At 71.4% G+C, this 13,345-nt stretch carries 12 protein-coding genes; 6 read left to right on the plus strand and 6 right to left on the minus strand.

Annotated elements, in window-relative coordinates:
- The first annotated feature begins 12 nt into the window (after positions 1-12).
- The 3 genes from HBB12_RS31975 (at position 13) to HBB12_RS31985 (ending at position 3,066) form a co-directional block, all read left to right on the plus strand.
- Positions 13-942: an SMP-30/gluconolactonase/LRE family protein gene (locus HBB12_RS31975; RefSeq protein WP_236993108.1), complete on the plus strand. Its 930-nt coding sequence runs from the start codon at positions 13-15 to the stop codon at positions 940-942.
- The gene (locus HBB12_RS31980) at positions 939-1,868 is read left to right on the plus strand and encodes an amidohydrolase family protein (protein ID WP_236993109.1); all 930 of its coding nucleotides are present in this window, start codon (positions 939-941) and stop codon (positions 1,866-1,868) included. The genes HBB12_RS31975 and HBB12_RS31980 overlap by 4 nt, the downstream gene beginning before the upstream one ends.
- A gap of 268 nt (positions 1,869-2,136) precedes the next feature.
- On the plus strand, positions 2,137-3,066 hold the full coding sequence (locus HBB12_RS31985) for an amidohydrolase family protein (RefSeq protein WP_236993110.1): 930 nt from the start codon (positions 2,137-2,139) through the stop codon (positions 3,064-3,066).
- Positions 3,067-3,176: 110 nt separating this feature from the next.
- Here HBB12_RS31985 and HBB12_RS31990 read toward each other — a convergent pair whose 3' ends face one another.
- The 5 genes from HBB12_RS31990 to HBB12_RS32010 form a co-directional block, all read right to left on the minus strand.
- Positions 3,177-4,250 (minus strand): ferritin-like domain-containing protein, encoded by a 1,074-nt coding sequence (locus tag HBB12_RS31990; RefSeq protein WP_236993111.1) that lies wholly within the window; start codon positions 4,248-4,250, stop codon positions 3,177-3,179.
- The gene (locus HBB12_RS31995) at positions 4,247-6,175 is read right to left on the minus strand and encodes a hypothetical protein (RefSeq protein ID WP_236993112.1); all 1,929 of its coding nucleotides are present in this window, start codon (positions 6,173-6,175) and stop codon (positions 4,247-4,249) included. The genes HBB12_RS31990 and HBB12_RS31995 overlap by 4 nt, the downstream gene beginning before the upstream one ends.
- A 27-nt stretch (positions 6,176-6,202) precedes the next feature.
- Positions 6,203-6,994, minus strand: coding sequence for a VOC family protein (locus HBB12_RS32000; RefSeq protein ID WP_236993113.1), 792 nt, complete (start codon positions 6,992-6,994; stop codon positions 6,203-6,205).
- Positions 6,995-7,208: 214 nt separating this feature from the next.
- The gene (locus HBB12_RS32005) at positions 7,209-8,312 is read right to left on the minus strand and encodes a TatD family hydrolase (RefSeq protein WP_272913329.1); all 1,104 of its coding nucleotides are present in this window, start codon (positions 8,310-8,312) and stop codon (positions 7,209-7,211) included.
- Positions 8,309-9,733 carry an alkaline phosphatase family protein gene (locus HBB12_RS32010; protein WP_236993114.1) on the minus strand — a complete coding sequence of 475 codons (1,425 nt, stop codon included), beginning with the start codon at positions 9,731-9,733 and terminating at the stop codon, positions 8,309-8,311. Before HBB12_RS32010 ends, HBB12_RS32005 begins: the two co-directional genes overlap by 4 nt.
- Positions 9,734-10,147: 414 nt before the next feature.
- On the opposite strand from HBB12_RS32010, the gene eboE reads away from it, so the two are divergent.
- The 3 genes from eboE to HBB12_RS32025 are packed head-to-tail and all read left to right on the plus strand — an operon-like array spanning position 10,148 to position 12,999.
- Positions 10,148-11,356 (plus strand): metabolite traffic protein EboE, encoded by a 1,209-nt coding sequence (gene eboE, locus HBB12_RS32015; protein WP_236993115.1) that lies wholly within the window; start codon positions 10,148-10,150, stop codon positions 11,354-11,356.
- The gene (locus tag HBB12_RS32020) at positions 11,347-12,237 is read left to right on the plus strand and encodes a UbiA family prenyltransferase (protein WP_236993116.1); all 891 of its coding nucleotides are present in this window, start codon (positions 11,347-11,349) and stop codon (positions 12,235-12,237) included. The genes eboE and HBB12_RS32020 overlap by 10 nt, the downstream gene beginning before the upstream one ends.
- A gap of 6 nt (positions 12,238-12,243) precedes the next feature.
- Positions 12,244-12,999 (plus strand): EboA domain-containing protein, encoded by a 756-nt coding sequence (locus HBB12_RS32025; protein WP_236993117.1) that lies wholly within the window; start codon positions 12,244-12,246, stop codon positions 12,997-12,999.
- Between the two features lie 10 nt (positions 13,000-13,009).
- Here the strand turns inward: HBB12_RS32025 and HBB12_RS32030 are convergent, their stop codons facing one another.
- Positions 13,010-13,276, minus strand: coding sequence for a hypothetical protein (locus tag HBB12_RS32030; RefSeq protein ID WP_236993118.1), 267 nt, complete (start codon positions 13,274-13,276; stop codon positions 13,010-13,012).
- Between the last annotated feature and the right edge of the window lie 69 nt (positions 13,277-13,345).

Here is a 13,345-nt window from a genome sequence, read left to right on the forward strand (position 1 = left end):
GAGGGCTCCCCGATGTACTTCGCTCCCCCGCCTTCCGTCACGGCCGAGACCTTCACCCGCCTGCCCGACCGTTACCGCGTGCGAAAGCCCACGGCCTGGGCCACCGCCAATCGCGGCGGCGAGGCGATCGATTCCTTCCTCGAAGGACCGGTCTTCGACCGCCAAGGCCGGCTCTACGTCACCGACATCCCGCACGGACGGATCTTCCGGATCACGCCGGACGGGGCCTGGGACCTCGTCGCCGAATACGACGGCTGGCCGAACGGGCTGAAGATCCACCAGGACGGGCGGATCTTCATCACCTGCTACAAGAACGGCATCATGCTGCTCGATCCCGACAGCGGGGTGGTCACGCCGTTCCTCGAAACGGCCGGCTCGGAGGGATTCCGGGGCGTCAACGACCTCACCTTCGCGGCCAACGGCGACCTCTACTTCACCGACCAGGGCCAGACCGGCCTGCAGGACCCGACCGGCCGGGTCTACCGCCTGCGCCCCTCCGGCGAACTGACCTGCCTGATCGATACCGTGCCGAGCCCCAACGGCATCGTGATCGACACCGCGATGAAGAGCCTGTTCGTCGCGGTGACCCGGGCCCAGCAGATCTGGCGCATCCCACTGTCCACGAGCGGGCTGGTGTCGAAGGTCGGGGTGTTCGCGCAACTCCACGGCGGGATGGGCGGCCCGGACGGCATCGCGCTCGACGCGGAGGGCTGCCTGATCGTCGCCCATACGGGTTTCGGCTCGATCTGGCGCCTGTCGCCGGTGGCCGAGCCGCTGCTGCGGGTGAGGTCGCCCGCCGGCATCTCGACCACCAACGTCGCCTATGGCGGGCCGGACCGAACGACCCTGTTCATCACCGAGTCCGCCACCGGCAGCATCCTGACCGCGCCGATGCCGGCTCCCGGCCAGCCCCTCTTCTCCCACGCCCGAGATGTCCGATGAGCACGATGACCCGGCGCGACCACCTCGCGCTTCTGGCCGCCGGCCTCGCCCTCGGCGGCACGCCGGCCGCCGCCCAGGCCGTGCGCTGGTCCGGCGGCACCGACAAGCCCCGGATCGCGGTGCCGGCGAACGCCACCGATTGCCACCACCACATCTACGACGCCCGCTTCCCCCCGGCGCCCGCCGCGACCCTGCGGCCGCCGGATGCGAGCATCGAGGATTACCGTGCGCTCCAGCGCCGGCTCGGCCTCACCCGCCACGTCGTGGTGCAGCCCTCGACCTACGGCACCGACAACCGGCTGCTGGTGGACTCGGTGAAGGCCTTCGGGCCGACCGCCCGCGGCATCGCGATGCTCGATGCGAACGTCACTCCGGAGGAGTTGCGCCGCCTCGACGCGGCCGGCATCCGCGGCGTGCGCTTCGGCACCCGGCTCCCGGGCGGCGCCCCGATCACCGATCTCGAACCGGTCGCCCGCAAGATCGCCGATCTCGGCTGGCACATCCAGCTCGTCTCCGAGGGCGAGAAGATCGGCGAGCTGCGCGACGTGCTGGAGCGTCTGCCGGTCCCGGTGGTGTTCGACCACATGGGCCACCTGCCCGAGCCGGCCGGTCCCGACCATCCGGGTTTCCGGGTGATCGCCGACCTGATCGCCAGCCGCGGCGCCTGGGTGAAGCTCACCGGCGCCTACATCCTGTCGAAATCCGGCCCGCCGCTCTACGCCGATCGCGGCCGGCTCGCCCGCGCCTACGTCGCGCTCGCGCCCGAGCGGCTGGTCTGGGGCACCGACTGGCCGCACCCGACCTCCCCGGCTGAAGCCAAGCTGGACGATGCCGGCCTCCTCGACCTCCTGGCGGACTGGGCGCCTGATCCGGCCGTGCAAGCCAAGATCCTCGTCTCGAACCCGGCCCGGCTCTACGGCTTCTGACGGGCCTTTTCGATGCGTCAGCATCTTGGGCCATTGGTATAAGACAAGTCGCGAGCTTCCCTCTCTCATACGCTTTCCGATTGATCGCTTCGCGATTCGGAAAGCGGCTTCGCTCAGGCGCCGCGCGGGCTGATGATACGAAATCCGGACATGATCTTCCGGATTTCGTATCACACGGGAGAGGAGAGATTTGCTCAAATTTCAAATGACAGAGAAGAATAACAGGGAGGTCACCATGAATGCTGTTCTCGCTCCATCGCGCCGAGACATGCTGAGAGCCACCGGCGCTCTCGCCGCAACGACCTTGCCCGTCGGCAAAGCCCTCGCCCAGATCGCCGTCCCGTTCTCGTCCGGCACCGAGCGGCCGACGACCGAGGTGCCGGCGAATGCCTGCGACTCGCACATCCACATCTTCTCGACGCGCTTTCCCGCCTCAGCCCACTGGAAGGGCCAGCCGGTCGCCGACAGCGACGTCGCCGCCTACCGCCTGTTCCAGCAGCGGATCGGCACGAGCCGCACGGTCGTCGTGACCCCATCGACCTACGGCATCGACAACCGCGCCACCCTCGACGGGGTGGCGCAGCTCGGTGCGTCGGCCCGCGCGGTCGTGGTCGTCGACCTCGACGTGACCGAGGCCGAACTCAAGGACATGGCCGCAAGCGGCGCGGTCGGCATCCGGGTCAACTTCGTCACCCCGCAATCCTGGGGCGTCACCACGGCCGAGCGCCTGGAGACGATGGCCCGCAAGGTCCATCCCCTCGGCTGGCACGTCCAGGTCTACATGACCGGCGACCAGATCGCCGACCACGCCGAGGTGCTGGCGCGCCTGCCGACCCCGCTCGTCATCGATCACCTCGCCCGCCTGCTGCCCGGGCAGGGGCTCGACCACCGCGCCGTCCCGGTCGTCCGCAAGCTCCTCGACGGCGGCCGGGCCTGGATGAAGCTGTCGGGCGCCTACCTCAACACCACGAGCGGCCCGCCGGCCTACGCGGATGCGACCGCGGTCGCCAAGCTGTTCGCGAAGGCGGCGCCGGAGCGCATGGTCTGGGGCAGCGACTGGCCGCACCGCGGCGAGAAGCACATGCCGGACGATGCCGGCCTGTTCGACCTTCTGGCCGAATGGACCCCGAGCGAGGCGGCACGGCGGCGCATCCTCGTCGACAACCCGGCCGCGCTCTACGGCTTCGGCAAGTCCTGATCCAAACGTTCCGAAAGGAGGGCGGCGCTCCGGCTCCCCGCCCTCCGCCCGACAGAGGACGGCTCCTCGCCGAGGGCGGCGGGCGCCGCGGGGCCCTGCCCGGCGGATGGTCAGCCCCGGGTTCCGGGCAGGACCGGCAGGTATTCGAAGCTCGGTCCGACCAGCCGCCCGGGATCGGGCAGGCCGCTCATCATCGCGCGGGCCTGGCTCTTCAGCGACATCATGATCCCGAGCGCCCGGTTGAACTGATCGGGGGTCGCCGCGCCGTTGACCATGGCGTGCAGCGCCTTGAGCAGCGACGTATAAGTATAGTTGAAGGTGTCGTTGGCGACGGAAGCGGCCGAGCCGGCCGGGTACGTCGCGGCGGACGGGCTCGTCGGGACCGCGTAGACGCCCGCCGGATCGAACGGCACCTCGGCGCCGGCATAGCTGTAGCGGTCCTCGGGCTCGACCGCATCCGGGACCGGGACCAGCCGGCGGCCGTGGCGGATCTCCTGGAAGCGGTAGTAATGGGCGTAGCCCCCGCCGACCACCGCCAGCGGCGAGACCGTGGTGCCCTCGCCCTGCTCCACGATCGTCTCGATCGCCTGCCGGGCGCTGGCGAGGTCGGTCACCACCACGGCCTCCGGCATCAGGTCCGGGCCGATCTGGTGGCGCGGCGTGGCGGAGAACAGGTTCGGGTCGGTCGCGGCGAGGTCGGCGAGCGCCTGCGAGATCTTGGCGTAGAACTGCCCGATGGTGACGGGCTCCTCCACCGCCGCAAGGGCCTTGAACGCGAGCGGGTGCTCGGGCTCCTCGATCTGGATGAAGCAGTCGAGCTGGCTCATCCCGTCCGGGACCGTCTTGGAGAACGGTGCCAACTGCACGAACAGGTCGCTCTCCACCCCGCCCGGCAGGGCGCCCGGATAGGTCGGGATGAAGTCGGGTGTGTCGATCCCCGGCGTGCCGCCGATCGCGTTGAGAACGTTGCACGCCAGGATCATGTGCAGCATCTCCTCGACCACCACCTCCTGGATGATGCCGCAGATCTCCCCGTTGCGCTGCGGGTCGAGGGAGTAGAGCGCGTAGAGGTAGAGCGGGATCGTCGAGTGCTCGAGCTGGATCGCCGATTGCAGCTTCGCCTGCACCGTGGCGAGGTCGGGCCGGTCGAGGCCCGCGATCATCGAGCGTTGGAGGCGGATCATGACTGGGCTCCGTTGCGGGCCTGGACGATGAGGCGGCGCGCGGCCGCCGCCGCCTTGCCGCCCTTGGCGGCGGGATTCCCGGCGCCGGGACCGGGACCCGCGGGCGGGCGTGGCGTGGGGGCGGACGACGCGGCGAGGGCGGCCGGGGCGGCGACATCGCCAGGCAGGGGGTTGGCGAGCCAGGCGAGGATCGCCTCCCGCTTGGCGGGCGAGAGGTCGCGCGTGACCGGCATGGTGTTGGGGTCGGAGACCGGCAGCGAGAAAGCCAGCGTCAACAGCGGCAGGTTCTCGCGCAACTGTTCCGGATCGGCGAGGTTCAGGAACCGCAGCATCACCGGGTAGAGGTTGGCGTATTGCTGGAAGATCGGCTGCACGATGGTCCAGGTCACCGGCTCGGGGGCCGCAAAGCCGCTCCACAGGAGCACGCTGATGAAGTCCCACTGGTTGACCTGGGGTCCCGGCACGGCGAGCGCCGGATCGGCGAAGGACGGGCGCAGCCCGTAGACCTGTCCGTCGATGCCGTAATCCCGGCCGCCGTTGAACCAGCGCGGCGTGCCGGGGTCGCGCCCGGTCAGGGTCAGCGTGGTGATGCCGTCCGCGTCGGTCCGCGGCAGCGGGCCGACGGCGAGGACGTCGTCCGGCGTCGCCACCGGCGGCCCGGCCTCGACATAGGGCGGCTCGGCGGGGGTGGGCTGGAGCTGGGACTTGTCCGGCGCGACCGAGACCGCGGCGCCGGCGAGCGGCCGGCCCCACTGCATCGCCCGGATCGGGATCTCGACGCTCTCGCCCGGGCTCATCCGGTACACGTAGGTGTCGGCGCGGAGATATGTGCCGTTCGGCGCTTCCGCGATCCCGACGCTCGCATGGCCGGTGACGGCGAGGGGTGCATGCTCCAGCCATCGCCGCTGGACCTCGCTCAGCGGCATCACCACCACCCCGGCGGTGCGCGCGTACCAGCCGGGAACCTGCGCGTAGCCGGCCGACCCCGTCGCCGGCGCGAGCGTGCCGAGCGGCACGACCGCCCCCGGATCGGAGCGCGGTCGCGACGGATCGACGACGGCGAGCTGGAGGTCGCCGACGTCGTTGATCGCGCCCCCCGGAGTGGCCGTCGACAGGGCGTTGCCGAGATCGGCGATCAGCCGCCCGGTCTCCGGCTCGATCACCGCCGGGAAATGGTTGAGGCCGCCGACCGGCGTGAAGAAGTTGCCCCCCGCCATGGCGACCGCCAGGAAATGGCGCCCGACCACGAGGTGCCGGGGCTCGCCCGGCGCCGCGGGGCCGATGGTCCCGGCGATCCGGCCGCACATGAAGCGCGGCGAGCGGAAATCGGCGTTGAGGCCGTCGACGTTGAACTTGATCGACAGGCGCCCGCTCGCCTGCGACGCCTGCTTGAGGGCGAGGAGGAACGGCGAGGTGATCGCCTCGGACCACCACAGGTCCTCCAGCACCGACTGGTAGGCCGCTCCCGCCCCCACGTCGCCGCCGCCGCCGCCGCTGGCGCGGTCCCAGATGTCGGTGAAGGCCGCCGGGACGTAGCGGCCGCGCAGCACGGTGTTGCCGTGCTTGTCGGCGATCCGCACCTCCAGGCCCCAGATCTCCGAGACGAGCTGCTGCTCGGGATCGAGATCGACGAGCTTGGCCGGCACGGCGCCGTCGGAATCCGCTACGACGTAGGTGAGGATCGGGTCCCGGGGAGCGGCCGGCCCCGCCGCCGTCCAGGCCGCGGTGACGGTGCAGCCCAGCAGCCGGAACGAGGCATCGCCCTGCGGATTGAACCAGCCGTTCGCCGCCTGCGCGGTCTGCATCGTCTGGTAGCTGTCCTTGAACGTCGCGTTGTGGAAATGCCCCGGATCGTTGTTGACGGTCGAGATGTTCGCCTGGAACTCGCCGGCGAAGTGCAGGCGCAGGGAAGACAGGTAGCTCATGCCCGGAAAGCCTCGTGCGGGAGCGGATCAGAACTCGAACGGCTCGATGAGACCGATGGGATTGCCCTCCGGGTCTCGGAACATGGCGAAGCGGTAACCGTCGACGCGGGTGGGCGGCATCAGGGACGTGCCGCCCGCCGCGAGCGCCCGTTCGAGGAACGGCTCGATCGTCGGCACGAGCAGGTAGAAGTTGCGCCCGGGCTCGAAGCCCTTGACGGCGCTGTCGGCCTGTCCGAGCCCGCCGAGGAGCGGCGGGGCGCCGGCCGGGAAGTGGATGTACTGGAAGCCGCTCGTTCCGGCCTGATAGTGCCACCCGAAGACCTCCGCGTAGAAGGCCTTGGCCGCCGCGAGATCCTCGGCGACGACCTCGAACATCACCGAGGGAAAGTGGTTCACCGCCGAGGCGTCGTCGTCGGCCTCCGGCTCGCCGGCCGCCCGGACGAAGCCCGCCTCCTTGCGCAGGAACTCGACCGTCGCGAACGGCACCGGATGCGCCCCGCCGGTCGGCACGAACAGGTCGCCATGACCGGCGACGAAGTCCTGGAAGACCGGTCCGTTGACGTGGCTCAGGAACGCTTGCGCGTTCCGGTAGCTCTCGAAGAACACCACCACGTTCGGCTCGGACGGCGGCAGGGATTGCAGCCGCGCCTCACCCGCGGGCCGGTGCACGAGGTAGGTCAGCGTATCGGGCTCCTGCGCCCGGACCGCCTGCGCCAGCCGCGCGAGGGCGGCGGATGCTTCCTCCTCCCGGCCGGGCCTGATGAACCAGCGCGAGATCAGGCTCACGGGCGTGGCGGGAGATTCGGGTGTGGCGACCATGGCGTCCCTCGCATCGTCCAGTTTCGTCGCCTGGACGCGATGGCCCGGCGCGGGCCCAGCAGTCGGATGAAAATCGGAAAGGTGTTTTTCTGTCATGACGCGGGAGACGAGCGACATTCGCAGGGTAAGACAGAAATTGACCGACTTTTAAACATTCCATTTTCGCCGGCCGACTGTCAATGGACTTCACGTCGGCCGGAATCGCCGCATCCGATCAGCGGATCACCAGGGGATCGGGCGGAGGGGTGTCGACCCGCGCGGCCTGGCCGCCGCGCAGGACGCTGTTGCCCTCAAACAGCAGGCGCTGGTCGATCGGGTCCGGATCGAGCCAGTGCTCCTCCCGCATCTCGCCGTTCAGCCCGTAGACCGTGAGCGCGTTGCCGTAGGTCACGCGGCGGATCGCGGCCTCCGGAATGCCGCGCATTGCCATCAGCGCCGCGGTCTTGGGCACCGCGAGCGGGTCCGAGACGCCCCAGTCGCAGGCCGAATCGACGATCAGCCGCTCGGGTCCGAAGCGCCGCACGATCTCGGTCATGCGCTCGTTGCCCATCTTGGTGCCCGGATAGATCGAGAACGCGGCCCAGAAGCCGCGGTCGAGCGCGGCCGCCACCGTCTCCTCGTTGAGGTGGTCGATGACGCAGTGCGCCGGATCGACGTCGTGCTCGCGCAGCACGTCGAGGGTGCGCAGCGTGCCGCGGGTCTTGTCGCGGTGGGGCGTGTGGATCAGGATCGGCAGGCCGATCGACCGGGCGAGCTCGACCTGGGCCCGGAAGCAGCGGTCTTCTGCGGCGGTCTGCTCGTCGTAACCGAGCTCGCCCAGGGCCACGACCCCGTCCTTCAGCGCGAAGGCGGGGAGGATGTCCATCACCGCCTCGGCGAGTTCCGGGTCGTTGGCCTCCTTCGGGTTGAGCCCGACCGTGCAATAATGCCGGATGCCGAACTGGCCGGCGCGGAAGCGCTCGAAGCCGGTGATGGTCGACAGGTAATCCCGGTAGCTGCCGACGCTGGTGCGCGGCTGGCCGAGCCAGAAGGCGGGCTCGATCACCGCGACGACGCCGGCCCGGGCCATGGCCTCGTAATCGTCGGTCGTGCGCGAGATCATGTGGGCGTGGGGATCGATGAAGCGGGCTCCCGAAGCCGGAAGGCCGGAAGGCCTCGCGCCCGGGCCGGCCTGGGCCGGAAGGCCCGCCCCGGCCAGGATCCGCGCGACGAGTTCCGCCGGCAGGCGGTCGCCGCAGCAGGGGCAGGCATAGCCCGCCTCCGCCCCGGCGGCGTCCTCGCAGGCAGGAATGGGCGGCCTCGTCTCGGGTCCGGTCATGGTGCGGCGACCTCGCGGAGGGCGCGGCGCCGGGCGGGCGCCGCGTCGGAGAACAGATGGTCGAGGATCAGCCCCTTGACCGCCGTGGCCGGCAGCGTCTCCTCGTCCCCGAGGAGGTGCGGCACGCTGGAGAGCAGCACCGGCCCGTCCTCGGCCCGGTCGGTCGGGCGGCCGTGCGATCCCCGCACGAGGCCGGGATCCAGGGGGATCACGTCCATCATCGTGCGGAATCCGAGCCGGCGGCGCAGCAGCCGGCCGGCGATCGCCGCCTTCGGCAGGCGCAGCCGGGGGTCGAGGAAGAGTTCGGCGGGATCGTAGCCGGGCTTGCGGTGGATCTCGACCGTCCGGGCGAAATCCGGGGCCCTGGAATCGTCGAGCCAGTAATAATAGGTGAACCAGGCATCGGCTTGCGCGACGGCGACGAGATCGCCGGCATTCGGGTGGTCGAGCCCGGCCGCCCGCTTCTCCCGCGGCCCGAGCACCGCCTCGACCCCCGGCAACGCCGCCACGAGGCCCCGCACCGTCTCCGGGTCGACATCCGCGGCGAGGTAGAGATGCGCGACCTGGTGATCGGCGACCGCGAAGGCCCGCGAGGCGATGGGGTCGAGGAGCTCGCCCCCGTCCTCGTCCCGGACCGCGAGCAGGCCGGCCTCCCGCAGGCGGCGGTTGATCGCCACCGGCCGGCTCACCGGGGTCAGGCCGTATTCGGACAGGACGAGGACCCGCCGGTCGCCGGCGGCGGCCAGGAGGTCGCCCACCACCGCGTCGAGGTCGGCGAGCGCCCGCGCCACTTCCGGCCGCGCCGGGTCTGGCCCGAAGCGCTGGAGGTCGTAGTCGAGATGGGGCAGGTAGCAGAGCGTGAGGGTGGGCTGCCGCCTTCCCATCACGTGCCGGGTCGCGTCGGCGATCCAGCGCGTGGAGCGGATCGCGGCGCCGGGCCCCCAGAACTGGAACAGCGGAAAGGTCCCCAGCTCGGCCTGCAACTCGTCGCGCAGCTCGGACGGCTTGGTGTAGATGTCCGGCAGCTTGCGCCCGTCGGCCTTGTAGCGCGGCCGCGGCGTCACCCCGACATCGTGGCTCGCCGCCATGTTGAACCACCAGAACAGGTTGGCGCAGGTGAAGGACGGGTCGCGCCGGCGCGCCGCCTCCCAGACCGGCTCCCCGCCGACGAGGCGGTTCGATTGCCGCCAGAACAGGATCTCCATCAGGTCGCGAAACAGCCAGCCGTTGCCGACGATGCCGTGATCCCGGGGCGTCAAACCGGTGGTGAAGGTCGCCTGCATGCTGCAGGTCACCGCCGGCAGCAGGGCCGCGAGGTTGCGCCGTCCGCCCCCCGCCGCGAGACCGCGCAGGTGGGGCGTATGCGCGCCGATCAGGCGCGCGGTGAGTCCGACGGCCAGGATCACCAGGGTGGGGTGCATGCCGGCGCTCCGCGCGCGATCGAATGCCAGGATTGAACGCGATGCCGGTCCCGATGCTGCGACGATGTCCCAGCGTCAAGCCGGTCCGGGCCTGCCTCGTCTCGATGAGACTCTCTCATGTCATGCGGTTCACGTCGATGCAAGATCGAAGTTATTCTTTAAGCGCTTGACGATCTTGCCCGACGATCCCATCATCGCCGGCATCGTTGAGCGGGTTCGCAGTGTTTGCCGGAAGATTGTTTGGTGACATTGCCGAAACAGGGGCGATGCTATGGCTTTCAGGCCAGGATCGAGCCGATCTAGTGTGACATCCCAGCGGTCCAGTCTGCATGGCGCGAGGTTTCGACCAATGATCGGCGTCGTGACGATTGTCGCAGCGCGATATGCGAGCCGTCCCGGCGATCGGGTCTGATCATGCGCGTCGCGGGCGCCGCCGGGGATCTGCATCTCGGCTACTGCACCAACATCCATGCCGGGGAGACCCTGCCGGAGATCGTCGACGGGATCGTCGGCCACCTGCCGCGGATCAAGGCGCAGGTCTGCCCGGACGCAGGTCTCGGGATCGGCCTCAGGCTCTCGGCCGTGGCCGCCCGGGACCTCACGGCGCCCGGAGCGCTCGCGGAGTTCCGCGACCGGATCGCGGCGCTCGGCGCCTACGTCTTCACCGTCAACGCCTTCCCGTACGGGCCCTTCCACGGCGTCCCGGTCAAGGCGCGCGTCTACGAGCCGGATTGGCGCGAGCCCGAGCGCCGCCGCTTCACCCGCGAGGCGGCCTGGATCCTCGCCGGCCTGCTCCCCGACGGCCTGGAGGGCAGCCTCTCGACGGTGCCGGGCGCGTTCCGGCCGGTCGGCCGGATCGAGGGCGCCCTCGACCGGATGAGCCGCAACCTCCTCGGCGCGGCGGCCGACCTCGTCGAGATCGAGCGCCGGACCGGGCGCCGCATCGTGCTCGCCCTCGAGCCGGAGCCGTGCTGCCTCCTCGAGACCACCGAGGAGGCCTGCGCCTTCCTGGAGGTGCAGTGCTTCGGCGCCGGGGCGGTGGCCGCCTTCGTCGGCCTGACCGGGTTGTCGCGGCCAGCCGCCGAGGCGGCCCTGCGGCGCCACCTCGGCCTCTGCTACGACGTCTGCCACGGCGCGGTCGAGTTCGAGGATCCCGTCGCGGCCTGCCGCCGGATCCGCGAAGCGGGCATCGCCTTGCCGAAGATCCAGCTCTCCTCGGCCCTGCGCGTCCCGGCGATGAGCGCCGACCTGCTCCCCCACCTGATGCGATTCGATACCGGCCGCTACCTGCACCAGGTGGTCGTGCGCAACCGATCCGGCCTCGAGCGCCACCTCGACCTTCCCGACGCCGCCGCCGCCTTCCGCGACGGCGGCGCGCGGGGCGAGTGGCGCATCCATTGCCACGTTCCGGTCTTCCATCCCGGCCTCGGGGCGATCGGCTCGACGCAAGCCGACCTGATCGCGCTCCTCGCCGCCGCCTGCGACGGCGGCCTCTCCCCGCATCTCGAGGTCGAGACCTATACCTGGGACATCCTGCCCGAGGCGCTCCGGCTCGACGGCAAGGCCGAGAGCATCGCCCGGGAACTCGACTTCGTGCTGCGGGAGATCCGTCCATGCACCTGACCGCCCCCGCCGCGTCACCCTCCCTCGCCGGGGCCTGGCTGCGGCTCGGGCGGGTCTCGAACCTGCCGACGGTCTGGACCAACGTGCTCGCTGCCGCGTCCCTGGCCGGCGGGCTGCCGGCCGGCGCCGCGGCGGAGGTCCTTGCTGCGATGTCGCTGTTCTACGTCGGCGGCATGTTCCTCAACGATGCCTGCGACCGCGCCATCGACGCCCGGGAGCGGCCCTCGCGGCCGATCCCGTCCGGGCGGGTCGCGGCGCGCACGGTCTTCGTCGCCGGCTTCGCGCTCCTGGGCGTCGGCCTCGCGCTGATGGCCCGGCAGGGGCCCGGCGCGCTTGCGGCGGCGGCCAGTCTCGCCGCGCTGATCGTCGCCTACGACGTCCATCACAAGGGCTTCGCCTTGAGCCCGCTCGTGATGGGCGGGTGCCGGGCCGCCCTCTACGTGGCGACGGCGGCGGCAGCCGGGACCGGCCTTGCGGCCCCGGTCCTCGCCGGCGCGCTCGCGGTCTTCGCGCATGTCGTCGGCCTGACCTACGCGGCCCGGCAGGAGAGCCTCGACCGGATCGGCGCGCTCTGGCCGCTCGCGGTCCTGGCCCTGGCGCCGGTCACCGCCCTCGCCCTCGCGGTGACGGCCGGATCCTCCGCGATGCCGGCGGCTCTGCTCGCCTGCCTCCTCCTCGCCGGCATCGACCTCTCGGCGCTCCGGCTCCTGCGCGACCGGGCGCGGCCGGGCCGGGTGCCCGCCGCCGTGACCCGCCTGATCGCCGCGATCTCCCTGGTCGATGCCGCCCTGGTGGCGCCGGTCTCGCCGGGGCTCGCCCTGGTCTGCGTGGCGGGGTTCGGGCTGACCCTCGTGCTGCAACGCGTCGTCCCGGGGACCTGAGGGCCCATGTCCGGAATCTCGCCCGCCCCCTCGTGTGCCGACGCGCCGGCAGACCGGATCCGGGGGCTCCTCGCCCTGATCGAGGGTTGGCTCGCCCGGGCCGTGGCGCCGCCGGGGCTCGCCTGGTACCGCGAGACCGTGGCGCGGATCGGAACGCCCGATCGCCCGTGCGACGACGCCCTGCGTCAAGGCCTGGCCTGGGTGCCGCGGCGGCTCGGCCGCTCGGAGCTGCCGCTCGGGCCGGAGGACGTCGCGGCCGCGCAGGCCTTGCGCCCCGGCTTCTTTCCCGACGGCCTCGGCATCGACCAGGCCGGCCGGATCGGCCTCCTCCTCGCGAGCCACCGCGACGATGCCCATTTCGCCGCGACCCTGGCCGAACTCTGCCGGCGGGCCGACCTGCGCGAGCACGTGACCTACCTGCGCGGGCTCCCCCTCTATCCCGGCGCAGCTTTGCTCGAGGATGTCGCCGCGGAGGCCCTGCGCAGCGCCGTCACGCCGGTCTTCGCGGCCCTGGCCCATCGCAACCCGTACCCGGCGGAGGTCTTCGCCGAGCCGCGCTGGAGCCAGATGGTCCTCAAGGCGGTGTTCGTCGGTCTGCCCCTCGGCCCGATCGTCGGCCTCGACGCGCGCGCCAACCCGCACCTCGCCTCGATGCTGCGGGATTTCGCGAGCGAGCGCGTCGCGGCCGGGCGGCCCGTCCCGCCCGACCTCGCGCGCTGCCTCGGGCCCTTCCGGGACGAGGTGTTCCCGGAAGGGTCTTGATCCGCCGCCCTCAGGCTTCGTCGGGACGGCGCAGGATCCGGGGGCGCGTCGTCGGCCGATCGTAGGTGGTCATCGGGAAGGCGCTCCACCCGTCGAGCGTACCGACCAGATGGTCGATCGCCGCCGGCGCCCCCTCGACGAGCATCGACGAGGGCGAGGCCCGCTCGATCAGGGCGACCTGGGGATCGGCCTCGACCTTGCCCGCGGCGGTCTCCGACGGGGCCGCCCCCGGATCCACGCGCTGCAGGATCATGCGCTGGGTTTCCGTATCGCTCATGGCCGTCATCCGACTTCCGGGCCCGTAGGCTCGCCTGCGACGGCTTTCGCGCGCCGTGACCGAGACGAG

This window comes from Methylobacterium sp. SyP6R (assembly GCF_019216885.1).
Taxonomy (GTDB): domain Bacteria; phylum Pseudomonadota; class Alphaproteobacteria; order Rhizobiales; family Beijerinckiaceae; genus Methylobacterium.

Bases quoted from the DNA above. Each gene is read 5' to 3' on its own strand.
- HBB12_RS31975 (WP_236993108.1), top strand. From the start codon at position 13: ATGTACTTCGCTCCCCCGCCTTCCGTCACGGCCGAGACCTTCACCCGC.
- HBB12_RS31980 (WP_236993109.1), top strand. From the start codon at position 939: ATGAGCACGATGACCCGGCGCGACCACCTCGCGCTTCTGGCCGCCGGC.
- HBB12_RS31985 (WP_236993110.1), top strand. From the start codon at position 2,137: ATGCTGAGAGCCACCGGCGCTCTCGCCGCAACGACCTTGCCCGTCGGC.
- HBB12_RS31990 (WP_236993111.1), bottom strand. From the start codon at position 4,250: ATGATCCGCCTCCAACGCTCGATGATCGCGGGCCTCGACCGGCCCGAC.
- HBB12_RS31995 (WP_236993112.1), bottom strand. From the start codon at position 6,175: ATGAGCTACCTGTCTTCCCTGCGCCTGCACTTCGCCGGCGAGTTCCAG.
- HBB12_RS32000 (WP_236993113.1), bottom strand. From the start codon at position 6,994: ATGGTCGCCACACCCGAATCTCCCGCCACGCCCGTGAGCCTGATCTCG.
- HBB12_RS32005 (WP_272913329.1), bottom strand. From the start codon at position 8,312: ATGACCGGACCCGAGACGAGGCCGCCCATTCCTGCCTGCGAGGACGCC.
- HBB12_RS32010 (WP_236993114.1), bottom strand. From the start codon at position 9,733: ATGCACCCCACCCTGGTGATCCTGGCCGTCGGACTCACCGCGCGCCTG.
- eboE (WP_236993115.1), top strand. From the start codon at position 10,148: ATGCGCGTCGCGGGCGCCGCCGGGGATCTGCATCTCGGCTACTGCACC.
- HBB12_RS32020 (WP_236993116.1), top strand. From the start codon at position 11,347: ATGCACCTGACCGCCCCCGCCGCGTCACCCTCCCTCGCCGGGGCCTGG.
- HBB12_RS32025 (WP_236993117.1), top strand. From the start codon at position 12,244: ATGTCCGGAATCTCGCCCGCCCCCTCGTGTGCCGACGCGCCGGCAGAC.
- HBB12_RS32030 (WP_236993118.1), bottom strand. From the start codon at position 13,276: ATGAGCGATACGGAAACCCAGCGCATGATCCTGCAGCGCGTGGATCCG.